This window comes from Stenotrophomonas sp. S39 (assembly GCF_016624665.1).
Lineage (GTDB): Bacteria > Pseudomonadota > Gammaproteobacteria > Xanthomonadales > Xanthomonadaceae > Stenotrophomonas.
Genome location: NZ_JACVTT010000024.1, coordinates 1 through 26,080, shown reverse-complemented (window position 1 = coordinate 26,080; position 26,080 = coordinate 1). Strand labels below are relative to the sequence as shown.

Here is a 26,080-nt window from a genome sequence, read left to right as displayed (position 1 = left end):
GCATCGGTCGACGGTGCCAGAATGGGGGTCTGGTTCCCCACGGAGTTGTCTGCATGACCCGCACCGTCCTGATTACCGGCGCCACCTCCGGCTTCGGCGCCGCCGCCGTCCATCGCTTCGCCCAGGCTGGGTGGAAGGTGATCGCCACCGGCCGCCGTGGCGAACGCCTGCAGCCGCTGGTCGAGCGCTATGGCAAGGACGTGGTGCACGCTGCTGTGTTCGATGTGCGTGACCCGGTGGCGATGGAAGCCGCCCTGCTGGCGCTGCCGCCGGCCTTCGGCGATATCGACCTGCTGGTGAACAACGCCGGCCTGGCCCAGGGCACGGCGCCGGCGCAGAACGCCAAGCTGTCGGACTGGACCACCATGATCGACACCAACATCACCGCCCTGGTGACCCTGACCCACCGCCTGCTGCCGCTGCTGGTCGAGCGCAAGGGCGCGATCATCAACATTTCCTCGGTGGCCGGCGTATACCCGTACCCGGGCGGCAACGCCTACGGCGGCACCAAGGCCTTCGTCAGCCAGTTCTCGCTGGGGCTGCGCTCGGACCTGCACGGCACCGGCGTGCGCGTGACCACGATCGAGCCGGGCATGGCCGAAACCGAATTCACCGTGGTCCGCACCCATGGCGACCAGGCCGCCTCGGACAAGCTGTATACCGGCGCCAACCCGATGACCGCCGAGGACATCGCCGAGCAGATCTTCTGGGTGGCATCCCTGCCGGCGCACCTGAACATCAATCGCCTGGAACTGATGCCGGTCAGCCAGTCGTTCGCCGGCTTCCAGGTCGCCCGCGAAGGCTGACCGGCGTCGTATCGCTTCTTGTAGAGCCGAGCCCACGCTCGGCTGCCGTTGAATGCAGCCGAGCATGGGCTCGGCTCTACCGAAGCAAAAAAAAGCCGGGCAATGCCCGGCTTTCTTCATGCGGTCCCGCAGAACGTCACTGCGCCTTGATCGCCATCGCCTGCAGCCCGGTGCCATCCAGCTTCTGCTTGGCTTCGGACAGCTCGCCGGCGCTGCCGTAGGGCCCCATGCGCACGCGGTACACGGTCTTGCCGTTGATCTGCGCCGATTCCACCCGTGCCGCCAGGCCCATCATCGCCAGCTTGGCCTTGGTCGCTTCGGCATCGCCGGACGCCCCGAAGGCGCCGGCCTGCAGGATGTAGCGCGCGTTGTCGGCGGCAGCGGCCGGTGCGGCAGCGGCCGCCTGCGCGGCCTCTGCACGTGCGGCCGGCGTGGTCGCAGCGGTGCTGGTGCTGGCCGGTGCCGCCGCCGATGCCGACGGCGTGGCCGGGCGTTCGCTCAGCGGTGCCGGCAGCGGGCGTGCGGCAGGGGTGGCCGGGGTGGCGGTGGCCACGCTGGGGGGCGCCGCCGGTGCCGCAGCCGCAGCCGCCGGAACCGGCTTGCCTTCCAGTGCGGCCTGCGCGCGCTGCGCCTCGGCCTTGGCCCGGCGCAGTTCCTCGGCGCGCGTGCTGGCGGCCAGTTCGGCGTCGGACATTTCCACTTCCTTGCCCGGCAGCAGGGTGTAGAAGTCGTACTGGGTGGCTGCAGGCTTGGCCGGTTCGGCCGGCTTCGGCGTGGCCGGTGCTTCCACCGGCTGGCTGCCGACATCGCTGTCGGCATCGGCAACCGGGGCCGGCTGCGCGTTCGGGTTCGGCTGCGGTCCCGCGCGCAGGAAGCCATCGCCTTCGCCCTTGAACAGGTTCGGCGCCGCCAGGAACACCACCGCAGCAATCGCCACGCCCGCGACCAGCCACACCCATCCGGGTGTGCCCTGGCTGCTGCTGTTGCGTCGTGCCTGGCTTTTGCCGCGTCGTGCTGCCATGTGTACTGCGTCTCCTGAGACTTACATTTTTTCCGGGGCGCTGACGCCCAGGAGGTCGAGGCCATTGGCCAGTACCTGGCGCGCGGCGCAGGCCAGGGTCAGCTTGGCATTGCGGTCGGTGGCGTTGTCCACCAGCACCGGCGTCCCGTGATACCACGTGTGGAAGGCGTGCGCCAATTCACGCAGGTACTGCGCCACCAGGTGCGGTTCGAGCGCCACGCCAGCCGCTTCCACCACTTCCGGGTACCGCGAGATCTCGTTCATCAGCAGCAGCGAGGCGTCGTCGGCCAGGCGGCCGAGGTTGCCCAGGCCGTTGCCCTGGTCGTACACCAGGCCCTTCTCCTGCGCCTGGCGCAGCAGGCTGCAGACGCGGGCATGCGCGTACTGCACGTAGAACACCGGGTTGTCGTTGCTCTGCTGGCGGGCCAGGTCGATGTCGAAGGTCAGCTGCGAATCGGGCTTGCGCGCGATCAGGAACCAGCGGGTCGCATCGCGGCCGGCTTCGTCGATCAGGTCGCGCAGGGTGAAGTAGCTGCCGGCACGCTTGGACAGCTTCACTTCCTCGCCGCCACGCATGACGGTGACCATCTGGTGCAGCACGTATTCCGGCCAGCCCTGCGGGATGCCCACTTCCATGGCCTGCAGGCCGGCACGCACGCGCGCCAGCGAACCGTGGTGGTCGGCGCCCAGCTCGGTGATCGCGCGCTCGTAGCCGCGCTGCCACTTGGACAGGTGGTAGGCCACGTCCGGCACGAAGTAGGTGAAGGTGCCATCGGACTTGCGCATCACGCGGTCCTTGTCGTCACCGAAGTCGGTGCTGCGCAGCCACAGCGCGCCGCCTTCCTCGTAGGTGTGGCCCGAGGCCTGCAGCTTGGCCACCGCTTCGGCGACCTTGCCGTCGGCGTACAGCGAGCTTTCCAGGAAGTAGATGTCGAAGTCGACGCCGAACGCAGCCAGGTCCAGGTTCTGCTCGTTGCGCAGGTAGGCCACGGCGAAGCGGCGGATCGCGGTCAGGTCGTCCGGATCCTTGGCGCCGACCACCATGGTGCCTTCCAGGTCCACGCTGGCGCCGGCCAGGTAGGCACGGGCGACGTCGGCGATGTACTCACCGCGGTAGCCGCCTTCCGGCCAGCCGTCCTGGTCCGGTGCGATGCCCTTGATGCGGGCCTGCACGGACAGCGCCAGATTCTCGATCTGCACGCCGGCATCGTTGTAGTAGAACTCGCGCTTGGCGTTCCAGCCGTTGGCATCGAGCACGCGGGCCACGCAGTCGCCGATCGCCGCCGCGCGGCCGTGGCCGACATGCAGCGGACCGGTCGGGTTGGCCGACACGTACTCCACGCCCACCGTGCGGCCATTGCCGGACAGGTTGCGGCCGTAGTCGTGGGCTTCCTTGATGACCGAGGCGGCTTCGCGCTGGTACGCGGCCGGGGCCAGGTGGAAGTTGATGAAGCCGGGGCCGGCGATCTCGACCTTGCTGACGTCCTCGCTGCGCGGCAGCGCTTCAACCAGCGCCTGGGCCAGTGCGCGCGGGTTGCTGCGCGCGGCCTTGGCCAGCAGCATGGCGGCATTGGTGGCGAAGTCGCCGTGGTCGCGGGTCTTCGGGCGCTCGACCACGAAGTCCGGCGGCAGGGAGTCGGCGGGCAGGGTGCCGTTGGCGCGCAAGGCTTCGATGCCTTGGCTGATCAGGGCGCGGAGGAGATTTTTCACGAGGCCTGCTGTGAGAATGAGCGGCGGAATCGCCCATTTTAGCGCAGATGCCGGCGCGTACGCTGACCGGGGCCTGCCCATGTGAACGCGCGCGGCCTCCGCCGGCCGGGCGCCCCGGGCCCCGGCGTCATCCGAACAGGCGCGGTTGCAGCTGCGGCAGGAGGCCGCGTTCAGCAAATGAAACCGGCCGCCCCTCGCCGATCACGAAGTGGTCCAGCAGGCGGATATCGACCAGGGCCAGGGCCTGCTGCAGCTCCTCGGTGATGCGTGCATCGGCGCCGGAGGGTTCAGGGTCGCCGGAGGGGTGGTTGTGGCTGAGGATGACCGCCGCGGCGTTGTGCAGCAGGGCCCGCCGCACCACATCCCGGGGGTAGACCGGGGCGGTGTTGATGGTGCCGGCGAACAGTTCCTCGCAGGCGATCAGGCGGTGCCGGTTGTCCAGGAACAGCACCAGGAACAGTTCACGCGCCTGCCCGCGCAGCCGGTGCTGCAGGTAGCGGCCGACCGCCAGCGGGTTGTCGCCCACGCTCTCGCCGTGGGCCAGTTCGGCGGCCAGGTAGCGGTGGGCCAGCTCCAGGCCGGCCGCCAGCGTGCAGCTGCGAGCCGGCCCCAGCCCGGGCAGGCGGGCCAGCTTGGCGGCGGGGCGGTCCAGCAGCACCCGCAGCGGGCCGTGGCTGCCGAGCAGGTCGCGCGCGGTCTGCACCGCATCGCGGCCACCGAAGCCGGAGCCCAGGAACAGGGCCAGCAGTTCGGCATCGGACAGGGCAGTGGGGCCGCGCGTCAGCAGCTTCTCGCGCGGGCGTTCGTCGATGGGCCAGTCATGGATGGGCATGGCCACATGGTCGCTGCCCCCGCCCGCGCCAGCCATCGGCGTTTGCCGCCCGCGGCGGTCAGTCGATGCCTCAAACGCGCTGGGCCTGCAGGTAGTCGTACAGCTCCTGGTTGTTGTCCAGGCCCAGCTTGCGCATGGCCTCGGCCTTCTGGCGGCTGATGGTCTTGGCGCTGCGGCCGGTGTGTTCGGCCACGGCGTTCACGCTCAGCCCGTCGCCCAGCAGGTCCAGCACCTCCTGTTCGCGTGCCGACGGCGCGCAGGGCACCCGCTGCAGCAGCAGGTCGCGCGATTCCAGCAGGCGGCGCAGCTGCCTGGAAACGAACGTGCGCCCGGCAATGGCGGCGCGCAGGGCCCGTGGCAGTTCGGCGAAATCGGCGCGCTTGTCGATCAGCCCCTGCACGCCGTCGCGCAGCAGGCCATCCAGCAGGCCGGGATGGCGCGCGCTGGTCAGCACCACCACGGGCAATGCCGGGTAGCGGTGCCGCAGCGTGCCCAGCAGTTCGGGGCCATCGGGCCCGGTGCCGGGCATCGCCAGGTCGGTCAGCACCGCATGGCAGGGTCGGCGGGCCACCAGATCCAGCAATGCCGCTCCGTCGGAGGCGGCACCGGCCACGCACATGTTGTGGCGTTCAAGCACGATGCGGATGCCGTGCAGTACGACCGGATGGTCGTCGGCGATGATGATGCGCGGTGGCACGGTGGGCTCCTCGGATAGCAGATGGCGCACCCGAGGGGGCCAGCATTGATTCTGCGGAAGCCGCACCCGTTACAGGTATAGGAATGTTCTGAAACCTCAGCGCGACAATTCGGAAAATGAAGTAGTCGCAGCTCCATCTGCTGATAGCTGCGCGCTATGTGCGTTGTGTACCGGGACGTTACCGGCCATCGGGTAAGCTAGCGCCCTCGTTTGCACAGGATTTCCAGGTGGCTGATTCCCCCAACGCCCTCCCCGCGCCGGCCCGCGCGCTGGAAGGCCAGAAACTGCTGTTGTGCGTCGGCGGCGGGATCGCGGCCTACAAGGCACTGGAACTGGTCCGCCGCCTGCGTGACGCCGGGGCCCTGGTCCAGGTGGCGATGACCGCCGGTGCCCAGCAGTTCGTCACCCCCCTCAGCTTCCAGGCCCTGTCCGGCCAGCCCACCCGTACCACCCTGTGGGACAGTGCCGCCGAACAGGCCATGGGCCATATCGAACTGGCGCGCTGGGCCGACCGCATCGTGGTCGCGCCGGGCACCGCCGATCTGCTGGCACGCCTGGCCCAGGGCCACGCCGATGACCTGGTCAGCACCCTGTGCCTGGCCAGCACCGCGCCGCTCACCGTGTGCCCGGCCATGAACCACCGCATGTGGCTGCACCCGGCCACCCAGGCCAACATCGCCCTGCTGCGCCAGCGTGGCGCGCAGATCATCGGCCCGGTCGACGGGCCGCTGGCCGAGGGCGAATCCGGTCCCGGCCGGCTGGCCGAGCCGGGCGACATCGTCGCCGCGCTGGCCAGCCTGGGCGGCACCGCCCCGGCCGCCCGGCCCGCTGCGCCGGAAACCCGCGCGCTGCAGGGCCTGCGCCTGCTGATCAGCGCCGGCCCGACCTATGAAGACATCGACCCGGTGCGCTACGTGGGCAACCGCAGCAGCGGCAAGATGGGCTTCGCCCTGGCCGGTGCCGCCGCCGCCCTCGGCGCCCAGGTGGTGCTGGTCAGCGGTCCGGTGCAGCTGCCGACCCCGCCGGGCGTGCAGCGGGTGGACGTGCGCTCGGCCGCGCAGATGCGCGAGGCCGTGCTGGATGCGCTGCCAGCGGACATCTATATCGGCGCGGCCGCGGTGTCCGACTACACCCCGCGCCAGGTGGCGGCACAGAAGCTGAAGAAGACCGCCGACAGCCAGTCGCTGGTGATCGAGCTGGTGCGCACGCCGGACATCCTGGCCGAGGTTGCCGCACAGACCCAGTCGCTGAAGCTGGTGGTCGGCTTCGCCGCCGAAACCCACGACGTGGAGAAGTACGCGCGTGGCAAGCTGGTCGACAAGCGCCTGGACCTGGTGATCGCCAACCAGGTGGGCATCAGCGGCGGCGGTTTTGAAAGCGACAACAATGCCGCCACTGCCTTCTGGCAGGACGGCGAACAGGTATTCCCGGCCACCTCCAAGCGCGAGCTGGCCGAACAACTGCTGGCGCTGATCGCGCGGAGACTCCAGGCATGACCCAGGCAACATCCACCCCGGTGGCCCCCCTGCAGGCATTGCAGGTGAAGCTGCTCGACCCGCGTTTCGGCGACAGCTGGCCGCTGCCGGCCTATGCCACCGAAGCCAGCGCCGGCATGGACCTGCGCGCGGCGCTGGAAACCGCGCTGACCCTGCAGCCGGGCGACACCGCGCTGGTGCCCAGCGGCCTGGCCATCCACATCGGCGACCCGAACCTGTGCGCCGTGATCCTGCCGCGCTCGGGCCTGGGCCACCGCCACGGTATCGTGCTGGGCAACGGCACCGGCCTGATCGATGCCGATTACCAGGGCCCGCTGCTGATCAGCGTCTGGAATCGCGGCCGCGAAGCCTTCACCATCGAGCCGGGCGACCGCATCGCCCAGCTGGTTGTCGTACCGATTGCCCGCGTCAGCCTGCAGGTGGTGGATACTTTCACCGACAGCGTGCGGGGAACGGGTGGATTCGGCCATACCGGGGTGCGTTGACGGGGGAAACTGATGAGCGGCAGCGGGGAAGGACGGCAGAAGCAGTCATTGGGGCGCAACGCGCCGTTGCTCGGTGCAGCGCTGTTGTTGCTGGCCGGCTGGTTCGGCTGGAGCGCGGTGCAGCAGTGGCGTCAGCAGGCCAGCGGGGACACGCTGGCGCAGGTACGCGACGAGGCGGTGCAGGGCGTGCAGCAGGCCGCATCCGGCCAGTTGCAGCAGCTGCAGCAGCATCTCAAGGGTGACCGCGTGCAGCAGTCACTGCAGGCCGGCGACGCCGCCGGTGCCGCGCAGGCCCTGCGTGAAAGCTGGTCCGGGGTGGAGCAGGTGGACGTGCTGACGGCCGGACTGGCCGACGCCTACGCCGATGCCGCGACCTTCGGTTATGCCCGCCTGGCGCTGCTGGAGTCGGTCCTGGCCGACGGCAAGCCGGGGCTGCGCGTGGTCCGTGATGGCGGTGGCAACCGCCTCGGCCTGGCGGCACCGGTGCAGCTGGGCTCGCTGGGCCCGGCCGTGGTCTATGTACGGCAGCCGCTGCTGCGCCTGACCAGCCCGCTGGACCAGCTGCGCACGCCATCCAGTGGGTTCCTGTCGCTGCGCCAGGGCGCGCATGACATCGTTGCCCAGGGCAACACCAGCCTGTCCGACAGTGCCGAGGCAATGGCGCGGCCGATCAAGGGCACCCCGCTGCGGCTGACCGCCAGCGCACCCAACATCCAGCCGGGCCCGCTGGGCCTGGGCGCCCTGCCCAGTGCCATCGTGGCGCTGCTGCTGGCCTTCATCGCCGTGCTGCTGGTGGTGGGCCGGGGCCGCCTGCCGAAGTCGCTGCCGCTGCCGGCGCGTCGTGCTGCTGCGGCCGAGGCCGATCACGGCCCGACCCTGCGCGAAAGCCTGCAGATGGCTGCACCGGCAGTACCCGCCGCCGATGCGGACGATGCCGGAGCCGGCACCCCGCCGGCCGTGCCGCCGCCGCCGCCGGTGGATCTGCCGGCCGGCATCTTCCGCGCCTACGACATCCGCGGCGTGGTGGGCACCGAGTTGAACGCGCGCAACGCCGCGCTGATCGGCCAGGCCATCGGTACCGTCGCCCTCGAACAGGGGCTGCGCGAGGTGGTGGTCGGTCGCGATGGCCGCCTGTCCGGCCCGGAGCTGTCGGCCAGCCTGGCCGAGGGCCTGCGCCGCGCCGGCTGTTCGGTCATCGACATCGGCCTGGCGCCGACGCCGCTGGTCTATTTTGCTGCCTTCCACCTGCGCACGGGCACCTGCGTGGCGGTGACCGGCAGCCACAACCCGCCTGAGTACAACGGCTTCAAGGTGGTCATCGGCGGCGAAACGCTGTCCGGCGACGCGATCACCGACCTCTACCAGCGCATCAGCGAAGGCCGCCTGGCACAGGCTGCTGCGCCGGGCGACTACCAGCAGCGCGAGGTCGCGGCTGACTACATCCAGCGCATTGCCGACGACGTGCAGCTGGACCGCCCGTTGAAGGTGGTGGCCGACGCCGGCAACGGCGTGGCCGGCGCGTTCGCCCCGCAGCTGCTGGAAGCGATCGGCGCCGAGGTCATCCCGCTGTACTGCGATGTCGACGGCACCTTCCCCAACCACCACCCCGACCCCAGCGAACCGGCCAACTTGGAAGACCTGGTGCAGACGGTCAAGCGCTTCGGTGCCGACCTCGGCGTGGCCTTCGATGGTGATGGTGACCGCCTGGGCGTGGTCACCGGCGAAGGCAAGATCATCTACGCCGACCGCCTGCTGATGCTGTTCGCCGCCGACGTGCTGATGCGCAACCCCGGCGCGATGGTGATCTACGACGTGAAATGCACCGGCAAGCTGTCCGACCACGTGCTGCGCAACGGTGGCAGCCCGCTGATGTGGAAGACCGGGCATTCGCTGATGAAAGCGAAGATGCGCGAGACCGATGCCGAGCTGGCTGGCGAGATGAGCGGCCACTTCTTCTTCAAGGAGCGCTGGTTCGGTTTCGACGATGGCCTGTACGCCGCCGCCCGCCTGCTGGAAATCCTCGCCCAGCGCGAAGAGACCCCGCACGAGGTGCTGGAGGAACTGCCGGACATGGTGTCCACGCCGGAACTGAAGGTGCCGGTGGCGTCGGGCACGCCGCATGCGCTGGTGGCGATGCTGGTGGCCGCGGCGCAGTCGGAGGACAACCCGTATGCCGGTGGCCGCCTGTCGACCATCGACGGCCTGCGCGTGGACTACCCCGACGGCTGGGGCCTGGTACGTGCCTCCAACACCACGCCGGTGCTGGTGCTGCGCTTCGAAGGCAACGACGAGGGCGCATTGCAACGCATCCAGGCGCTGTTCCGCAGCCAGCTGCAGGGCCTGCTGGGCGACACCCCGCTGGGCTTCTGACCGATATTGGTGGGTGCCCACCGTCCTGGTGGGTGCCGACCGCTTTGGTGGGTGCCGACCGTTGGTCGGCACTTCGATGGGTGTTCATCCACGCATGGCGTGGATCTACCGGTGTGGTGGGTGCCGACCGTTGGTCGGCACGCCTCACCCCTTGAACCTCAACCCCACCCCCGGCTCGGTGAACAGGTAGCGCGAATCCAGCGCCGAATCACCCAGCTTGTGCCGCAGCTTGCCGACCAGGATGCGCAGGTAGTGGGTGTCCTGCTGGTGGGTCGGTCCCCAGATCTCCTGCAGGATCTGCGGCTGGGTCACCACCCGTCCGGCATTGCGCAGCAGCAGTGACAGCAGCGCGTATTCCTTGCGGGTCAGCGCCACCGGCTCGCCGTCGATCGCCACCTCGCGGCGCACCAGATCCACGTGCAGGTGGCCATCGTCGAACACCGGCGGGGTGCCATCGCTGGGCACGCTGCGGGTGCGCAGCAGCGCCCGCACCCGCGCCATCAGTTCCTGCGTGCCGAACGGCTTGGTCACGTAGTCATTGGCGCCGGTATCCAGCGCCCGCACTTTCTCGTGCTCGCCCGCGCGCACGGTCAGCATGATCACCGGCACCTGGCTCCACTGCCGCAGCTGCGCCAGCACCTCGTGGCCTTCCATGTCCGGCAGGCCGATATCCAGGATCACCAGATCCATGTCCTCGCTGGCGGCCATGTCCAGGCCTTCCTGGCCCGTGGCGGCCTGGCGCACCTGGTAGCCCTGCGCGCGCAGGCTGATGTCCAGGAACCGGCGGATCTGGGTTTCATCGTCGATCACCAGCACGCGCGCGGCTGGCACGCTGGCATCAATCGGGGTCGGGCTCATCGTGGGCGGCTGGCTTGAGCAGGGGCAGGGTGATGCGGATCAGGGTACCGCGACCGTCGCGTCCCGGCAGCGCCTGCACGCTGCCGCCATGGGCGCCGATCATGCCCTGGCAGATGGTCAGGCCCAGGCCGGTGCCGTGGCGGCCGCGGTCGCCGCGCTCGACGCTGTAGAACATGTCGAAGATGCGCGCGCGCTCGTCATCGGGAATGCCGGGGCCGGCATCGATCACGTCGATGCGCAGCTGGCCATCCAGCTCGCGCGCCAGCACCTGCACCGGCGCATCGGGCGGCGAGAACTTGGCCGCGTTCTCCATCACGTTGAACACCGCCTGTTCCACCAGCGCCGGGTGCACCCAGATCGGCGCCAGCGTGGCCGGGATATCCAGTTCCAGCCGCACCTTGGGCTGGTAGCGCTGCAGGCGGCGCGCGGCCGAACCGATCAGCTCGTCCACGCCGATCCAGTCGCGGTGGATGGTCAGCCCTTCGTGGCCCAGCCGGGTCATGTCCAGCAGGTTCTGGATGTAGCGGTCCAGCCGCTCGCCTTCCACCAGGATGGTGTCCAGCAGCGCACGCCGGTCGGCCGCGTCCATCGCCGTGCCATAGCTGGCCAGGCTGTCGGCCGAACCGATCATCGCCGCCAGCGGGGAGCGCAGGTCGTGCGACACCGAAGAGAGCAGGGCCGAACGCAGCCGCTCGGTCTCGTTGCTCACGTGGGCCTGTTCCAGTTCGGCCACCAGCTGCGTGCGCAGCGCGGCCTGGGCGATGTCGTCGACCATGGCCTCGGCCAGCTGGCGCTGCTCGGGCAGCAGGCGGGCCTGCGCACCGGGCAGGTACAGCCCGGCTACGCCGACGGCGCGGTCTTCGCCATCCAGCAGCGGCAGGAACCACCACTGCGCGCCGGCCAGGGTATCGGTGAAGCGGCCGCTGGGCTGGCGATGGCGCAGGGCCCAGTCGGCGGCGGCCAGGTCGGTGTCGCCAGGCTGGGCGCCGCCGCCGGTGGCGGTGTCAGCGCCGATCCGCAGCCAGGCCGGCACGTCCATGGCCTGTTCCAACGCCAGCCGGCCGGCCTGCGCCACCTCGCCGTTGCCGGCCGCACTGGCCAGCTGCCGGCCCAGCTGCTGGCGTGCGCGCGCATGCCGGTTGGCCGCGCGCAGGGCGATCACCTGCATGCGCAGGCGCGAGGCCAGGCGCCCGGCCACCAGCGCGGCCGCCAGGAACAGGAAGACGGTGATCACGCCCTGCCGCGCGCCGATGGCGAAGGTGAAGCGCGGCGCGATGAACAGGAAGTTGTAGGCCAGGAAGCACAGGATCGCCGCCATCACCGCCACGCTGGCACGGGTGCGTGCGGCCACCAGCACCACCGCCACGATGAACACCATCGACAGGTCGGCCATCCCCACCCAGCGTTCGCCCAGCCACGCCACGCCGCAGGCCAGCGCCGTGGCCAGCAGTGCCTGCAGCGGCTCGTGGCTGATGCCGCGCATCGGTGGCAGCAGGCCTTCGCGGCGCGCGCGCGCACGCGCCTGCGGCGTGCTGATGATCGTGATCTCGTAGTGCGCGCCGCGCTGGATCAGCTGCTGGGTCAGGGTGCGGTTGAACATCCGTGCCAGCGGCCGCTCGCGGGTCCGCCCCAGCACCAGCGTCGACACGCCGTTGTGCGCGGCATGGTCCAGCAGGGCATCGGCGATGCTCGAGCCATGCAGCAGTTCGGCTTCGCCGCCCAGCCGCCGGGCCAGCGCGAAGGCCGCATCGATCTCGCGCCGGGTCGCCTCGTCCTGGCGCCGGCCCTGCACGGTCACCACCGTCCACGGCGCATCGCGGCGTTCGGCGATGCGCCGCGCCACGCGCACCAGGTATTCGCTCTGGCCGCCGCCATCGATGGCCACCAGCACGCCGCGGCGCAACGGCAGGTTGCCTTCGCCGCGTGCGGCGCGGGTTTCGCGCAGGCTGCTGTCGACCCGGTCGGCGGCCTCCTGCATCGCCAGTTCGCGCAGCGCGGTCAGGTTGGCCGGCGAGAAGAACGCCTGCAGCGCCTGCGCAGCCTGTTCGGGCACGTACACCTTGCCCTGCTGCAGGCGCGCGATCAGTTCACGCGGCGGCAGGTCCACCAGCACGATGTCATGCAGGCGGTCGAGCACGCCGTCGGGCACGGTCTCGCTCACCCGCACGCCGGTGATGCGCATCACCACATCGTTGAGGCTTTCCAGGTGCTGGATGTTGACCGTGGTCCAGACGTCGATGCCGGCGTCCAGCAGTTCCATCACGTCCTGCCAGCGCCGTTCATGGCGGCTGCCTGGCGCGTTGCGATGGGCCAGTTCGTCCACCAGCACCAGCGCCGGATGGCGCTCCAGCACCGCATCGAGGTCCATTTCCTGCAGGGCATGGCCGTGGTAGGCCACGCCCTTCAATGGCAGCTGCGGCAGGCCTTCCAGCAGGGCCTGGGTATCGACGCGGCCGTGGGTTTCCACCACCGCCACCACCAGGTCCACGCCCCGGCGCAGCTGTTCCTGCGCGCGGGTCAGCATGGTGTAGGTCTTGCCCACGCCCGGCGCCGCGCCGAGGAACACCGTCAGCTTGCCGCCGGCTTCGCGCTGCAGGCCTTCCACCAGGGCATCGGCCTGGCGGGTACGTGCATCATTCATCGCAGCTGCTGTCATGGCCGCCATTGTGCGCGCCGCCGGTGCAGGCTGGCATCACGGTGCCCGTGCAGCGTGGTCCAGGGCGAAGTTCAGGGTCACCACGTTCACCCGCGGCTGCCCGAACAGGCCCCACTGGCGGCCCTCGGTGTGCGCCTGCACCAGCGCCTGCACGCGCTCCACCGGCAGGCCGCGCGCACGCGCCACGCGCGCCACCTGCACCTGCGCAGCAGCCGGCGACAGCTGCGGGTCCAGGCCGGCGCCGGACTGGGTGACCAGATCGGCCGGCACCTGTGCCGGACTCACTCCCTCGCGCGCTGCCACCGCAGCGGTGCTGGCGGCCACGCGCTCGGCCAGCGCCGGGTTGCTGCGGGCCAGGTTGGAACCGGCCGCGGCCATCGGGTCGTAACTGGCCGCCGATGGGCGCGCCTGGAAGTATCCATCGCCGGTGAACGGCTGCGCCAGCCATGCCGATCCGCGCACCTGGCCACTGCCATCGCGCAGCAGGCTGCCTTCGGCCTGGGTCGGGTAGCTCAGGCCGGCAAAACCGGTGGCGATGCCGGCGTAGACCGCTCCGGCCAGCAGCAGGGTGGCCAGGCCCAGGCCGATCGCCGGGCGCCAGGTGGCATCGTCCTGCAGGCGCGCCACGCGGGCCTCGGCCGCGTGTTCGCGGGGCAGGGAGGAAGAGGAGACAGAACGGTTCATGCGCCGGATACCAGGACAAGAAGGAGGTCGATGGCCTTGATCGCCGCGAACGGCAGCAGCACGCCACCCAGGCCGTACACCAGCATGTTCCGGCGCAGCAGCGCGGTTGCGGTGGCCGGGCGGAAGCGCACGCCACGCAGGGCGAGCGGGATCAGGGCAGGAATCACCAGGGCATTGAAGATCAGCGCTGCCAGTACCGCGTTGCGCGGGCTCGACAGCTGCATCACGTTCAAGGCGGCCATGGTCGGGACCGCAGCGGCAAACAGCGCGGGCAGGATCGCGAAGTACTTGGATACGTCGTTGGCCAGCGAGAAGGTGGTCAATGCGCCGCGGGTGATCAGCTGCTGCTTGCCCACTTCCACCACCGCCAGCAGCTTGGCCGGGTCCGAGTCGAGGTCGACCATGTTGCCGGCCTCCTTCGCCGCCTGCGTGCCGGAGTTCATCGCCAGGCCGATGTCGGCCTGGGCCAGCGCGGGAGCGTCGTTGGTGCCATCGCCGACCATCGCCACCAGGCGGCCACCGGCCTGCTCCTGGCGGATGCGCGCCAGCTTGTCTTCGGGGCGTGCCTCGGCGATGTAGTCGTCCACGCCGGCCTCGGCGGCAATGGCCGCGGCGGTCAGCGGGTTGTCGCCGGTGATCATCACCGTGCGGATGCCCATCGCCCGCAGCTGCGCGAACTTCTCGCGCATGCCGTGCTTGACCACGTCCGACAGCTCGATCACGCCCAGCACGTGGCGGCCCTCGGCCACCACCAGCGGAGTGGCACCGTTGCGTGCCACCTGCTCGACGCGCCCGGCCAGCTCGGCCGGCACCGTGCCGCCCAGCGCCTGCACATGGTTGCGGATCGCATCCAGCGCGCCCTTGCGGATCTGGCGCCCATGTTCCAGGTCAACGCCGGACATGCGGGTCTGCGCGCTGAAGGCCAGGTAGTCGGCCTGCTCCGGTTCGGCGGTGGCGCAGCCCTGCTCACGCGCCAGGCGCACGATCGACTTGCCTTCCGGCGTCGGGTCGGCCAGCGAAGAGAGCAGTGCCGCTTCGCGCAGCTGGCTGGCGTCGATGCCGGCCAGCGGATGGAAGTGGCTGGCCTGGCGGTCGCCGTAGGTGATGGTGCCGGTCTTGTCCAGCAGCAGCACGTCCACGTCGCCGGCCACTTCCACCGCCTTGCCCGACTTGGCCAGCACGTTGGCGGCCAGCGCACGGTTCATGCCGGCAATGCCAATCGCCGGCAGCAGGCCACCGATGGTCGTCGGGATCAGGCACACCAGCAGCGCGATCAGCAGCAGCGGATCGACCTGCACGCCCACGGCCGCCCCGATGGCCGGCAGGGTCGCCACCACCACCAGGAAGGTCAGCGTCATCGCTGCCAGCAGCAGGGTCAGCGCGACCTCGTTGGGGGTCTTCTGCCGGTTGGCCCCTTCCACCAGCGCGATCATCCGGTCCAGGAAGCTGTGGCCCGGCTCGGCGGTCACCCGCACGATGATCTGGTCGGACAGCACCTTGGTGCCGCCGATCACGCCGGAGCGGTCGGTACCGGCCTCGCGCAGCACCGGCGCCGATTCACCGGTCACCGCCGCTTCGTTGATGGTGGCCAGGCCCTGCACGATCTCGCCATCGGCCGGCACCAGCTCACCGGCACTGACGATCACATGGTCGCCCGGGCGCAGCTCGGCGGCCGGCACCTGCGCTTCGGCGGCTCCCGGCTGCGGGCCGGCCAGGCGGCGCGCCACCAGGTCCTGGCGGGCCCGGCGCAGTGATGCGGCCTGGCCGCGGCCACGTGCCTCGGCCACGGCTTCGGCGAAATTGCCGAACAGCACGGTCACCAGCAGGATCGCGGTCACTGCCAGGCCGAAGCCCAGCGGCGCGTTGCCGGTCAGGGTGACGATGGCGGCGACGATCGTGCCGGCCATCACCACCGCCATCACCGGGCTGCGCACCAGGTGCATCGGTGCGAGCTTGCGCACCGCTTCGACCAGCGCACGGCGCAGGCCGGCGCCATCAAGCAGGGCAGGGCGCGGTACAAGGGAACTGCGGGAAGAACTTGCGTGGGTACTCATCAGGGTGTCCTTAGTGCAGTCCCAGGCTCAGGTGGTCGGCGATCGGGCCGAGTACCAGCGCCGGCATGAACTGCAGCACGGTCAGGATGACGATCACCGAGACCAGGGTCAGGGCGAAGGTCGGGGTTTCGATCTGCAGGCTGCCGGCAGACTCCGGCGCCTGGCGCTTGGCCGCCAGCTGTGCAGCCACCACCAGCGGGATGATCAGCAGCGGGAAGCGGCCCAGCAGCAGCACCAGCGAACAGCTCAGGTTCCACCACGGCGTGGCGTCGCCCAGCCCTTCGAAGCCCGAGCCGTTGTTGGCATAGGCCGAGACGTACTCGTAGAAGACCTGGCTGATGCCATGGAAGCCGGGGTTGGACGTGCCGGAAAGGCCGGGCACGGCCAGGGTGATCGCGGTGAACACCAGCAGGGTGATCGGCTGCAGCAGCACCAGCAGGGCCAGCAGGCGCACCTGCGGTGTTTCCAGCTTGCGGCCGAACAGCTCAGGCGTGCGCCCGGTCATCAACCCGGCCAGGAACACGCCCAGCAGCAGGTAGACGATGAACTGCTGCAGGCCGCAGCCGATACCGCCCCAGATCGCGCTGACCAGCATGTTGACCATCGCGATGCCACCGCTCAGCGGCGCCAGCGAATCGTGCATGCCGTTCACCGAGCCGTTGGAGACCTGGGTGGTCACTGCCGCCCACAGCGCGGTGCCGTCGGCGCCGAAGCGCACCTCCTTGCCTTCCATCAGCAGCGGCGTAGCCGCGCTGGCGCTGTGGCCCTCGCTCCACATCATCGCGCCGGTGGACAGCAGCGACATGCCGAGCATGCAGCTGAACACCAGGGCGCCGAAGCGGCGTCGGCCGGTGAACGCACCGATCATGAAGATCACCGCCATCGGGATCAGCAGGATGCCCACCACCTCCAGCAGGTTCGACACCGGGGTCGGGTTCTCCAGCGGGAAGCTGCTGTTCGGGCCATACCAGCCGCCGCCGTTGGCGCCCAGCTGCTTGGCCGCGACCATCGCCGCCACCGGGCCCAGCGGCAGTTTCTGCTGCGCCATGCCGGCGCTGGCTTCGATCGGCGTGGCCTGCGGGCCGCCGGCCATCGTCGAGGGCACGCCCTGGCTGGTCAGCAACAGGGTCCAGACCAGGCACAGCGGCAACAGGAAGCGCACGCACAGGCGCACCACGTCCACGTAGTAGTTGCCCACCGGCACCTGCCGGTCGCCGCCGGCCGCGGGCGCCGCCACGGTCTGCGGCGCACGCGCGAACAGCGCCCGCAGCGTTGCCACCGCCAGCGCCAGGCCCATCATCGGCGTCACCACCTGCAGGCCGGTGATGCCGGTCATCTGCGAGAGGTAGGACAGCTGCGCCTGGCCCGAGTAGTGCTGCTGGTTGGTGTTGGTCAGGAACGAGATCATCGTGTGCAGCGCGGTGTCCCAGCGCATGTTCGGGATCTGGTCCGGGTTCAATGGCAGCCAGGCCTGGGTCATGAACACCGCCTGGGTCAGCACGGCCACCACCACGTTGCTCAGCACGAAGGCCAGCACGTAGCCGCGCCAGGACATCGAGCGCGTGGCATCCACGCCGAACAGCCGGTACAGCGGTTTTTCGATCCAGTGGAACAGCACGTCCACCTTCATCGGCGCACCACGCATCACACGCGCCAGGTACAGGCCCAGCGGCCAGGCCAGCAGCAGGCTGGCAGCAAGAATCACAAGCATCTCAGTCATGGCAGGCTCCGCTCAGAACGACTCGGGCCGCAGCACGACATAAAGGAGATAGGCGGCGGCAACCAGCACCAGCACGCCACAGAACAACGACAGCCAGGGGGACATGGGAAATGCGTCCTGGTGGAACCCCTCCACCTCAGGCCGCCATCGTCGTCCTGCCCCCCATAAACGCACTACGCGCCGGACGGGGCCGGCGCGTAAAGAGTGCATAAATTCGGTGGCCCGCCCCGTTGTAGAGCCGAGCCCATGCTCGGCAGGCCGTCGGTTGTAGAGCCGAGCCCATGCTCGGCTCCACGGCAGATCAGCCAGCCCTCAACCGCCCGGGGCCATGCCTTTCAGTTCGCGGTAGCGCTGCAGGCTGGCGTCGATCTCGGCCTTCAGCGTCACCTGCTGCTGCTCGAAGCTGGCCTGCAGGCGCTGCTGTGCCTGCAGCTGGGCATGGCGCTGGCGGATCGCCTCGGCCTGCGTGTCGCCCACCTTGCCGCCGGCCAGCTCGCGATCGCCCGCCGCCCCCAGCAGGGTCACCAGCGAATCCCGCAGGCTGGTGACGTTGTAGCGGGCGGTGCTCAGGTTGTTGTCGAGCACCTCCTGGCGCTCGTTGAACACCTTGCGCAATGCATCCTCGCTGCCGTAGGTCGACAACATGGCCTGCTCGGTACGCTGCTTGGTCTGCGCTGCCATCTGGTCCAGCTGCGCCTGCGCCGCCACGGTGGCGGCAGCGGCGCGTTCGGCGTCGGTCAACGCGCGCTGTACCTGCGCGTTGCGCACGCCGCTGTTCGCATTGAACTCCTCACGGGCGTTGTTGACCGCGTCGGCCGGCAGCGAATCGCTGCAGATCCGCTCCTTGCCCTCGTTCCAGCAGTACAGCTTCTTTCCCGGCGCGCCGGACTGGGCCAGCAGGCTGGCCGGCAGCGCCAGCAGCAGGCTGGTGGCAACGATGGCAGGAACTCGGAACATGCGACCTTCCCCTGGGTCAGCGTGCGGAACGGACGCCGTACTGGGCCCGATAGGCTTCCAGCGGCTGCCGGTAGCCCACAAGTTCCGGGTTTCCGGAGGCGAAATCAAGCAGGTCGGCCAAGGTCGCCACGGCGATCACCGGGATACCGGCTTCTTCGGCCACGGCCTGCGCCGCCGAGCGGTGGTCGGCTTCCGAGGCGATTTCCTGGCGGTCCAGCGCCACCACGATGCCGGCCGGGATGCCGCCCGCAGCGCGGATGATGGCCAGGGCCTCGCGGATGGCGGTGCCAGCGGTGATCACGTCGTCGACGATCAGCACGCGCTTGCCGGTCAGGTCGGCGCCGATCAGCTGGCCGCCTTCACCGTGGTCCTTCACTTCCTTGCGGTTGAACGACAGCGGCAGGTCGCGGCCACGCTGGGCCAGCTCGCAGGCCATCGCGGTGGCCAGCGGGATGCCCTTGTAGGCCGGGCCGAACACCACGTCGTACTTGATGCCGCTGGCGTCGATGGCATCCGAATAGCAGGCGCCCAGCTGGGACAGCAGCGAGCCGGAGTCGAAACGACCGGCATTGAAGAAATAGGGGCTCAGCCGGCCGGACTTGAGGGTGAACTGGCCGAAGCGCAGGGCGTCGGCGGTCAGGGCCAGCTGCAGGAAACGGTGGCGGTGGTCGCTCATCAAACTCGATTCGTCTTCATTTGGAGCACAAATCCTAATCCAGCTGGGCGTTTCGCGCTCGCCTGGGCCCCTGTGAAGGCCCTGCCGGGCCCGGCCGGCGGGCTGCGCGGGCCGCCGGGCAACCGGTATGCTTGCCCGGTTTCCCGCCGTAGGTTCATCCGCATGCGCATCATCAGCTTCAACGCCAATGGCATCCGCTCGGCCGCCACCAAGGGCTTCCTCGACTGGTTCCGGGCCCAGGACGCCGACGTTCTGTGCATCCAGGAGACCAAGGCGCAGGAGGACCAGCTCACCGATCCGATGTTCCGCCCCGACGGCCACCACTGCTTCTACCGCGACGCCATCACCAAGAAGGGCTACAGCGGCGTGGCGATCTACAGCAAGCGCGAGCCGGACCAGGTCATCACTTCGCTGGGCTGGGCGCCGTTCGACGACGAAGGCCGCTACATCGAGGCCCGCTTCGGCAATCTCAGCGTGGTCTCCTTCTATATCCCGTCCGGCAGCTCGGGCGACCTGCGCCAGGGCTTCAAGTTCGAAGTGATGGAATGGCTGCGGCCGATCCTGGAGGAGTGGGCGCGCAGCGGCCGCGACTACGTCCTGTGCGGCGACTGGAACATCGTCCGCTCGGCGCTGGACATCAAGAACTGGAAGTCCAACCAGAAGAATTCCGGCTGCCTGCCCGAAGAACGCGACTGGCTCAACGGCCTGTGTGCCGACCACGGCCAGGCCACCGACGTGGCCACCGGCCGTGGCTGGGCCGACGCCTACCGCCTGCTGCACCCCACCGGCGAGGATTACACCTGGTGGAGCAACCGCGGCGCGGCCCGCGCCAACAACGTCGGTTGGCGCATCGATTACCAGTTCATCACCCCCGGCCTGCGTGACCGCCTGCGAAGCTGCTCCATCTACCGCGACGAGCGCTTCTCCGACCACGCCCCGTTCATCGTGGACTACGACCTGTGAGCGAAGCCGCTGCAAAGCCCAGCTACAAAGGCTGGGCCGGGATCAAGCGCGCCTTCGGCACGCCCTCGGCCCTGACCATGGCCCTGCTGGGCTTCGGCAGCGGCCTGCCGTTCCTGTTGATCGCCTCGCAGACGCTTTCAACCCGCCTGCGTGATGTCGGCCTGGACCTGGGCAGCATCGGCCTGATCAGCCTGGCCAGCTTCTTCTACCTGCTCAAGTTCGCCTGGGCCCCGCTGCTGGACCGCTACGCGTTCCCGCTGCTGGCGTTCCTCGGCCGCCGCCGCTCCTGGCTGCTGCTGTCGCAGGTGGCGGTGCTGATCGGCCTGGTCGCGCTGGCCTTCGTCCGCCCCGAACAGGGCGTGTGGCCGCTGGTGGCCTGGGTGCTGGTGGCGTCCTTCGCCGGCGCCACCCAGGATTCGGTGGTCGATGCCTACCGCATCGAGATCGCCCCGGAAACCGCACAGGCCGCGCTGGCTGCCACCTATACGCTGGGCTACCGCATCGGCCTGATCCTGGCCGGTGCCGGCGCGCTCTACCTGGCCCAGTTCGAAGGCTGGATCGTCGCCTACCTGGCCATGGCCGGGCTGATGCTGCTGCCGATCATCACCACCCTGGTGTGCCGCGAACCGGATCGCCCGGCGCAGGCCGTGCAGCGCCGGATCGACGTCGCCGAAGCCTTCATCAAGCCGATCACCAGCTTCTTCACCCGCAACGGCATCGCCCTGGCGCTGGGCCTGCTGGCTTTCGTCGGGCTGTTCAAGTTCCCCGACCAGGTCATCGGCGTGATGGCCGGCCCGTTCTACCTGGATTCGGGCTTCGACAAGGCCGACATCGCCACCGTCTCCAAGCTGTTCGGCGTGTGGATGGGCATCGGTGGTGCCTTCCTTGGCGGTATCGCCGTGGCCGCCTTCGGCTTCCGCCGCATGCTGCTGGTGGCGGCGCTGGGCGTGGCCCTGTCCAACCTCGCCTTCCTGCTGATGGCGCACAACCCGGGCCAGCTGTGGGCGTTCTACGCCGCGCTCAGCGCCGACAACCTGTTCCAGGGCTTCGCCGGCACCGTGCTGGTGGCCTTCATGTCCTCGCTCACCGACCGCAACTTCACTGCTACCCAGTACGCCCTGCTGGTGTCGCTGGCCAACCTGCCGGGCAAGTTCGTCGGCGGTGTGTCGGGCTATATCGTCGAAGCCAGCTCCTACAGCACCTTCTTCATGCTCAGCGCGGTCACCGTGGTACCGACCCTGCTGCTGCTGGCCTGGCTGTGGCCGCGCATCCACGACCGCAGCGCCCCCTGATTGCCTGACTGCGCAACCTGCGGGATGATCGCCCGGGACGCGCCGAGGGGGCGGTGCCTTGCGAACGGGGAGTGAGCATGGCCGATGTAGTGCTGCGGGACGTGGACCCGCTGCTGTATGAACGTATCCGAAGGGTGGCCGTGGCGCGCGGCTGGAGCCACGAGCAGGCCTGTTCGGTGCTGCTCGAGCAGGGCCTGCTGAGCAGCGAGCTGGAGGTCCGCTCCGGCTTCGGCGATCCCGAAGTGGACGCCCTGTCAGCGGCGATCGCCGCTCTGCAGGCGATGCCGGCGGGGCAGGGCTTCCGGTAGATCCACACCACGCGTGGATGGCGCGGACGGGGTAGCGCCGGGCCACGCCCGGCCGATGGCATCACCTCACGCCAGATGGATCGCCCCGAGAATCCGCGGCCCTTTCGCCCCGGTCACGCTCGGCAGGTTGCCGGCCAGCCCATCCATCGTCCGCTGTGCCAGCCAGGCAAAGCCCATCGCCTCCACATACTCCGGGTCCAGCCCATGCACGGCACTGGATTCCACCGCCACGCCGGGCAGCAGTGCCGCCAGCCGGCGCATCAGCTGCCGGTTGTGCACGCCGCCGCCGCAGACCAGCACGCGGCGGGTCTCCGGCTGCTGGGCCAGCAATGCATCGGCCACGGTCACCGCGGTCAGTTCCAGCAGGGTGGCCTGCACATCCGCGGCGGCGTACTCGCCTTCGCCCATGCGCGCTTCGGCCCAGGCCAGGTGGAACTGCTCGCGGCCGGTGCTCTTGGGCGGCGGCAGGGCGAACCACGGGTCCGCACGCCAGCTGGCCAGCAGCGGTGCATCCACCGCACCACTGGCCGCATAGGCCCCGTCGGCGTCGAAGGTGCGGCCGGTATGGCGCTGGCACCAGGCATCCATCAGCGCATTGGCCGGGCCGGTGTCGAAGCCGCGCGGCACGCCCTGCCGGGGGATCAGGGTCAGGTTGCCGATGCCACCCAGGTTGAGCACCGCGCGGTCCTCGCCGGCCGTGCCCAGCATCGCCAGGTGGAAGGCCGGCATCAACGGCGCCCCATGGCCGCCAGCGGCCACGTCGCGGCGGCGGAAATCGGCCACCGTGGTGATCCCGGTCAGTTCGGCAATGCGGTTGCCATCGCCCAGTTGCACGGTGAAGGCCGGGTCGGCCAGCGGCCGGTGGCGCACGGTCTGCCCGTGCGAGCCGATCGCCCGCACCTGGCGGCGGTCCACGCCGGCCTCGTCCAGCAGCTGGTTGGCGGCGGCGGCGAAGTTGATCGCGATGCGCGCATCCAGATCGCCCAGCTCTTCCAGCGACTCCAGCGGACCGCCTTCGCCCAGCGCCACCAGCCGTGCGCGCAGCACCGGCTCCCAGCGGGCCGTCAGGCCACGCACGAAGCGGCAGCCGCCGCTGGCCGGGAACTGCACCAGCGCGGCATCGATGCCATCGGCGCTGGTGCCTGACATCAGGCCAAGGTAGAGGGGGGCATCAACGTCGACGGTCGTGTTCATGGCGGGCATAAAAAAAGGACGCGGCAAGCTTGGGCTGCCGCGTCCTTCCTCGTCAACGCAGCGCGGGTCAGCCGCGCTTGTGGCTGTTGCCAGGCTTGGCCTTGGCGCTGGCCACCTCGGTCGGCGCGGCCTCGCGGCTGCTCGGGGCCGGGCTGGCCTCGGCGTAGATCAGCTTCTCCATGCCCTGGATACGGGCCATGGCCGGCGCGGTCTGCGCACGGAAGGCCACCAGCTCGGCGCCCTTCAGCGGTTCCGGCGGCGGCATGGTCACCGTCAGCGGATTGCGGTGCTCGCCGTTCACGCGGAATTCGTAGTGCAGGTGCGGGCCGGTGGCCAGGCCGGTCGAACCGACATAGCCGATCACCGTGCCCTGGGCCACGCGCTGGCCGGTCTTGATGTTGGCAAAGCGCGACATGTGCCCGTACAGGGTGGTGTGGCCACGGCCATGGTCGAGGATGACCACGTTGCCGTAGCCGCGCTGCACGCCGGCAAACTGCACGCGGGCGTCGCCGGCGGCCATGATCGGCGTACCGGTGCGCGCGGCGTAGTCCACGCCCTTGTGCATGCGCATCTTGCCCAGCACCGGGTGCTTGCGTGCGCCGAACGTCGAGCTCAGCCGCGCGAACGGGATCGGCATGCGGATGAAGCTCTTCTTCAGCGAACGGCCGTTGAGGTCGTAGTACTCCGACTTGCCGCCGCGCTCGAAGCGGAAGCCCGAGTAGGTCTTGCCACCGGTGGTGAAGGTCGCCGCCAGGATCTTGCTGGTGTCGACCTTCTCGCCTTCGCGCCAGGTCTCGTCCATCACCACGCTGAAGCGGTCGCCCGGCTGCAGGTCCTTGGAGAAGTCGATGTCGTACTTGAAGATGTCGTCGGTCATCGTCGCGATCGCCGACGGCGACAGCCCGGCCCGGCGGGCCGCGGCATACAGCGAGCTGGTGATCTCGCCGCTGGTGACCACCGTGCGCGTGGACGTCTCGCGCTTGGTCACCTTTTCCTTGATGTCATCGCCGGCCAGGCTCAGTTCCACCCGGTTGTCGCCATCGCGGTCGAAGCGGATGCTGCGCAGGTCGCCCGAGAGCGGCATGTCAAAGGCGATCTCGGCCCCGGGGCGCAGTTTGGTCAGCGATTCGCGCGCGCCCGGATGGTCCAGCACGCGGTGCAGGGTGGTGGCGGGGATGCCGGCCTGGTCGAACAGGTCGCTCAGGGTCTGCCCGCGCTGCACCCGCAGCACCTGCCAGCTGTCGCCCGGGGTCTGCTGCTGGCGGGCCAGCGACAGCGGCGGCAGGGGCAGGGCCAGGCTGGTGTGGCTTTCGGCGTAGGGCGAATCGATGGTGTGCGAGAAACCCGGCACGATCGTCGCCACCAAGGCGCCGATGGTGGCGAACAGGCTCGCGTGCACCCAATGGCGACGCGTCCAGCGTTCATTGAATGCGGCGGGGAGATGCTGCCTGAGCTTCCGGTGCAGGGCGTTGTCGTGCAGGACGTGGAGACGTTCCTGGAAGCGCTGCTTGCGTGCGCGCCCTTGTTCGGAATTTTGCATCAGTGGTTTTTTCCTGCGGCCCGGGAGCGCGGGCCTGATCGCCGGTTACCATAGACACCTGAGAAAACCGCGTCAAACCCTTGTGCCTATTGGCTTTTGTGAAGCCGGATGGGTTAACTTGGCGTTAACACCCCACACAAGAAACGGCATAGCCGGGAGTAGTCACCGTGTCCTCGATTGAAGAAGCCCTTGCCCTGATCGGCCGTGGTGCCGACGAGATCCTCAAGATCGAGGATCTGCGTGCGCGCCTGCAGGAAGGCCGTCCGCTGCGGATCAAGGCTGGCTTCGACCCCACCGCGCCCGACCTGCACCTGGGCCACACCGTGCTGCTGAACAAGCTGCGCCAGTTCCAGGACCTTGGCCACCAGGTCATTTTCCTGATCGGCGACTTCACCGGCATGATCGGCGACCCGTCCGGCAAGAGCCTGACCCGCAAGCCGCTCAGCCGCGAGGACGTGCTGGCCAACGCCCGTACCTATGAGGAGCAGGTCTTCAAGGTGCTGGACCGCGACAAGACCCAGGTGCGCTTCAACTCGGAGTGGTTCAGCACGATGGGCGCGGCCGACATGATCCGCCTGGCCAGCCAGCACACCGTGGCCCGCATGCTCGAGCGCGACGATTTCGCCAAGCGCTACGCCGCCCAGCAGTCCATCGCCATTCACGAGTTCCTGTACCCGCTGGTGCAGGGCTACGACTCGGTGGCCCTGGAAGCGGACGTCGAGCTCGGTGGTACCGACCAGAAGTTCAACCTGCTGATGGGCCGCGGCCTGCAGGAACACCACGGCCAGAAGCCGCAGGTGGTGCTGACCATGCCGCTGCTGGAAGGCCTGGACGGCGTCAACAAGATGTCCAAGTCGCTGGGCAACTACATTGGTATCAGCGAACCGGCCATCGAGATCGTCACCAAGACGATGAAGGTCGACGACACCCTGATGTGGCGCTGGATCGAGCTGCTGTCCTTTGATATCAGCCAGGCCGAAGCGGTTTCGCTGCGTGAAGAGGTCGCCGCCGGCAATCTCAACCCGCGCGTGGTCAAGCTGCGCCTGGCACGTGAGCTGGCAACCCGCTTCCACGACGCCGCGGCGGCCGATCAGGCCATTGCCGGCTGGGAAGCGGCGGTGACCGGGCAGGGCGACATCACCCAGCTGCCGCTGCAGGAGGTGGCCATTCCGGCCGAAGGCCTGCGTATCGCCGCACTGCTGACTGCTGCCGGTCTGACCCCGAGCAACTCCGAAGCCAACCGCAAGCTCAAGGAGCGCGCGGTCAAGGTGGACGGTGAAGTGGTCGAGGACGGACAGCAGGTGCTGCAGCCGGGCTTCGAAGGCCTGCTGCAGGTCGGCAAGCGCACCTTCGCCCGCGTGCGCCTGGTCGTTGCCTGACACTAAATAAGGAAGGGCCGGCGCCAGCCGGCCCTTCCTTATGCTTCTGCTCTTCGCGATATGCCTCCACGGGCGCGATGGATGAACGGATGCAACATCCGTTGAAAAAAATCGCCACACCCCCTTCACAAACCCTGTGGATGGGGGCATACTTCTCCTCCCCCGTCGCAGGGGTCGCCACCAAGGGCTTCAGCGACAACAGGGCGCCCACCACCGCCGAACGAGATGATCGAACGAAGGTGTTGACGGACTGAAAAAGTCTGGCATAATGGGCGGCTCGCTACGAAGGAAACTTCGCAGCACACGGGAACGGCGCTGAGGCCACTTCCCGGATCTTTGAAAGTATGCGCAGGTATCTTGTGAAGGCGCCTGCAGGAAGGAT

Annotated in this window: 22 protein-coding genes; 8 read left to right on the top strand and 14 right to left on the bottom strand. The window is 69.3% G+C overall.

Annotation, left to right across the window (positions count from 1 at the left end):
- Nucleotides 1–53 precede the first annotated feature (53 nt).
- Nucleotides 54–806 (top strand): SDR family NAD(P)-dependent oxidoreductase, encoded by a 753-nt coding sequence (locus IAE41_RS08520; protein ID WP_200732794.1) that lies wholly within the window; start codon nucleotides 54–56, stop codon nucleotides 804–806.
- A 136-nt stretch (nucleotides 807–942) separates the two neighbouring features.
- Here IAE41_RS08520 and IAE41_RS08515 read toward each other — a convergent pair whose 3' ends face one another.
- The 4 genes from IAE41_RS08515 to IAE41_RS08500 all read right to left on the bottom strand — a co-directional run bounded on the left by IAE41_RS08515 (nucleotide 943) and on the right by IAE41_RS08500 (nucleotide 5,066).
- A complete protein-coding gene (locus tag IAE41_RS08515; protein WP_200732793.1) occupies nucleotides 943–1,827 on the bottom strand; it encodes an SPOR domain-containing protein in 885 nt (294 codons plus the stop codon).
- 21 nt (nucleotides 1,828–1,848) lie between these two features.
- Entirely contained in the window at nucleotides 1,849–3,537 is a 1,689-nt protein-coding gene (argS, locus tag IAE41_RS08510; RefSeq protein ID WP_200732792.1) for an arginine--tRNA ligase, read from the bottom strand.
- Nucleotides 3,538–3,664: 127 nt separating this feature from the next.
- On the bottom strand, nucleotides 3,665–4,369 hold the full coding sequence (gene radC / locus IAE41_RS08505) for a DNA repair protein RadC (protein WP_200732791.1): 705 nt from the start codon (nucleotides 4,367–4,369) through the stop codon (nucleotides 3,665–3,667).
- 70 nt (nucleotides 4,370–4,439) lie between these two features.
- Nucleotides 4,440–5,066 (bottom strand): response regulator transcription factor, encoded by a 627-nt coding sequence (locus tag IAE41_RS08500; RefSeq protein ID WP_200732790.1) that lies wholly within the window; start codon nucleotides 5,064–5,066, stop codon nucleotides 4,440–4,442.
- 227 nt (nucleotides 5,067–5,293) lie between these two features.
- Between IAE41_RS08500 and coaBC the strand changes: the two genes are divergently transcribed.
- The 3 genes from coaBC to IAE41_RS08485 are packed head-to-tail and all read left to right on the top strand — an operon-like array spanning nucleotide 5,294 to nucleotide 9,417.
- A complete protein-coding gene (gene coaBC / locus IAE41_RS08495; RefSeq protein ID WP_200732789.1) occupies nucleotides 5,294–6,562 on the top strand; it encodes a bifunctional phosphopantothenoylcysteine decarboxylase/phosphopantothenate--cysteine ligase CoaBC in 1,269 nt (422 codons plus the stop codon).
- A complete protein-coding gene (dut, locus tag IAE41_RS08490; RefSeq protein WP_079224983.1) occupies nucleotides 6,559–7,047 on the top strand; it encodes a dUTP diphosphatase in 489 nt (162 codons plus the stop codon). The genes coaBC and dut overlap by 4 nt, the downstream gene beginning before the upstream one ends.
- A 12-nt stretch (nucleotides 7,048–7,059) precedes the next feature.
- Complete coding sequence (locus IAE41_RS08485) at nucleotides 7,060–9,417, top strand: phosphomannomutase/phosphoglucomutase (protein WP_200732788.1); 2,358 nt, start codon at nucleotides 7,060–7,062, stop codon at nucleotides 9,415–9,417.
- 144 nt (nucleotides 9,418–9,561) lie between these two features.
- Here the strand turns inward: IAE41_RS08485 and IAE41_RS08480 are convergent, their stop codons facing one another.
- The 8 genes from IAE41_RS08480 to pyrE form a co-directional block, all read right to left on the bottom strand.
- The gene (locus tag IAE41_RS08480) at nucleotides 9,562–10,275 is read right to left on the bottom strand and encodes a response regulator transcription factor (RefSeq protein ID WP_079224994.1); all 714 of its coding nucleotides are present in this window, start codon (nucleotides 10,273–10,275) and stop codon (nucleotides 9,562–9,564) included.
- Nucleotides 10,256–12,916, bottom strand: coding sequence for a sensor histidine kinase KdpD (locus tag IAE41_RS08475; RefSeq protein ID WP_200732787.1), 2,661 nt, complete (start codon nucleotides 12,914–12,916; stop codon nucleotides 10,256–10,258). The genes IAE41_RS08480 and IAE41_RS08475 overlap by 20 nt, the downstream gene beginning before the upstream one ends.
- A gap of 51 nt (nucleotides 12,917–12,967) precedes the next feature.
- Nucleotides 12,968–13,615 (bottom strand): potassium-transporting ATPase subunit KdpC, encoded by a 648-nt coding sequence (gene kdpC, locus IAE41_RS08470; RefSeq protein ID WP_200732786.1) that lies wholly within the window; start codon nucleotides 13,613–13,615, stop codon nucleotides 12,968–12,970.
- Nucleotides 13,612–15,669 carry a potassium-transporting ATPase subunit KdpB gene (gene kdpB, locus IAE41_RS08465; protein WP_200732785.1) on the bottom strand — a complete coding sequence of 686 codons (2,058 nt, stop codon included), beginning with the start codon at nucleotides 15,667–15,669 and terminating at the stop codon, nucleotides 13,612–13,614. Before kdpB ends, kdpC begins: the two co-directional genes overlap by 4 nt.
- Nucleotides 15,670–15,679: 10 nt before the next feature.
- Entirely contained in the window at nucleotides 15,680–17,389 is a 1,710-nt protein-coding gene (gene kdpA / locus IAE41_RS08460; RefSeq protein WP_200732784.1) for a potassium-transporting ATPase subunit KdpA, read from the bottom strand.
- A 12-nt stretch (nucleotides 17,390–17,401) separates the two neighbouring features.
- A complete protein-coding gene (locus tag IAE41_RS08455; protein ID WP_079225483.1) occupies nucleotides 17,402–17,494 on the bottom strand; it encodes a potassium-transporting ATPase subunit F in 93 nt (30 codons plus the stop codon).
- A 207-nt stretch (nucleotides 17,495–17,701) separates the two neighbouring features.
- Nucleotides 17,702–18,346 carry a hypothetical protein gene (locus IAE41_RS08450; RefSeq protein WP_108758431.1) on the bottom strand — a complete coding sequence of 215 codons (645 nt, stop codon included), beginning with the start codon at nucleotides 18,344–18,346 and terminating at the stop codon, nucleotides 17,702–17,704.
- Between the two features lie 16 nt (nucleotides 18,347–18,362).
- Nucleotides 18,363–19,022: an orotate phosphoribosyltransferase gene (gene pyrE, locus IAE41_RS08445; protein ID WP_108767480.1), complete on the bottom strand. Its 660-nt coding sequence runs from the start codon at nucleotides 19,020–19,022 to the stop codon at nucleotides 18,363–18,365.
- A gap of 162 nt (nucleotides 19,023–19,184) precedes the next feature.
- Here pyrE and IAE41_RS08440 point away from each other — a divergent pair, with 162 nt between their 5' ends.
- The 3 genes from IAE41_RS08440 to IAE41_RS08430 all read left to right on the top strand — a co-directional run bounded on the left by IAE41_RS08440 (nucleotide 19,185) and on the right by IAE41_RS08430 (nucleotide 21,585).
- A complete protein-coding gene (locus IAE41_RS08440) occupies nucleotides 19,185–19,985 on the top strand; it encodes an exodeoxyribonuclease III (RefSeq protein ID WP_200732783.1) in 801 nt (266 codons plus the stop codon).
- Nucleotides 19,982–21,277, top strand: a complete 1,296-nt coding sequence (locus IAE41_RS08435; RefSeq protein ID WP_200732782.1) for an MFS transporter — start codon at nucleotides 19,982–19,984, stop codon at nucleotides 21,275–21,277. Before IAE41_RS08440 ends, IAE41_RS08435 begins: the two co-directional genes overlap by 4 nt.
- Before the next feature lie 77 nt (nucleotides 21,278–21,354).
- The gene (locus IAE41_RS08430) at nucleotides 21,355–21,585 is read left to right on the top strand and encodes a hypothetical protein (protein WP_079225485.1); all 231 of its coding nucleotides are present in this window, start codon (nucleotides 21,355–21,357) and stop codon (nucleotides 21,583–21,585) included.
- Between the two features lie 66 nt (nucleotides 21,586–21,651).
- On the opposite strand, the gene IAE41_RS08425 is transcribed toward IAE41_RS08430, so the two are convergent.
- Together IAE41_RS08425 and IAE41_RS08420 are read right to left on the bottom strand one after the other, a co-directional pair.
- Nucleotides 21,652–22,779, bottom strand: coding sequence for an anhydro-N-acetylmuramic acid kinase (locus IAE41_RS08425; protein ID WP_200732781.1), 1,128 nt, complete (start codon nucleotides 22,777–22,779; stop codon nucleotides 21,652–21,654).
- A 67-nt stretch (nucleotides 22,780–22,846) separates the two neighbouring features.
- Entirely contained in the window at nucleotides 22,847–24,319 is a 1,473-nt protein-coding gene (locus tag IAE41_RS08420) for a peptidoglycan DD-metalloendopeptidase family protein (RefSeq protein WP_200732780.1), read from the bottom strand.
- A 167-nt stretch (nucleotides 24,320–24,486) separates the two neighbouring features.
- Between IAE41_RS08420 and tyrS the strand changes: the two genes are divergently transcribed.
- Nucleotides 24,487–25,698 carry a tyrosine--tRNA ligase gene (tyrS, locus tag IAE41_RS08415; protein WP_200732779.1) on the top strand — a complete coding sequence of 404 codons (1,212 nt, stop codon included), beginning with the start codon at nucleotides 24,487–24,489 and terminating at the stop codon, nucleotides 25,696–25,698.
- Nucleotides 25,699–26,080: the final 382 nt, after the last annotated feature.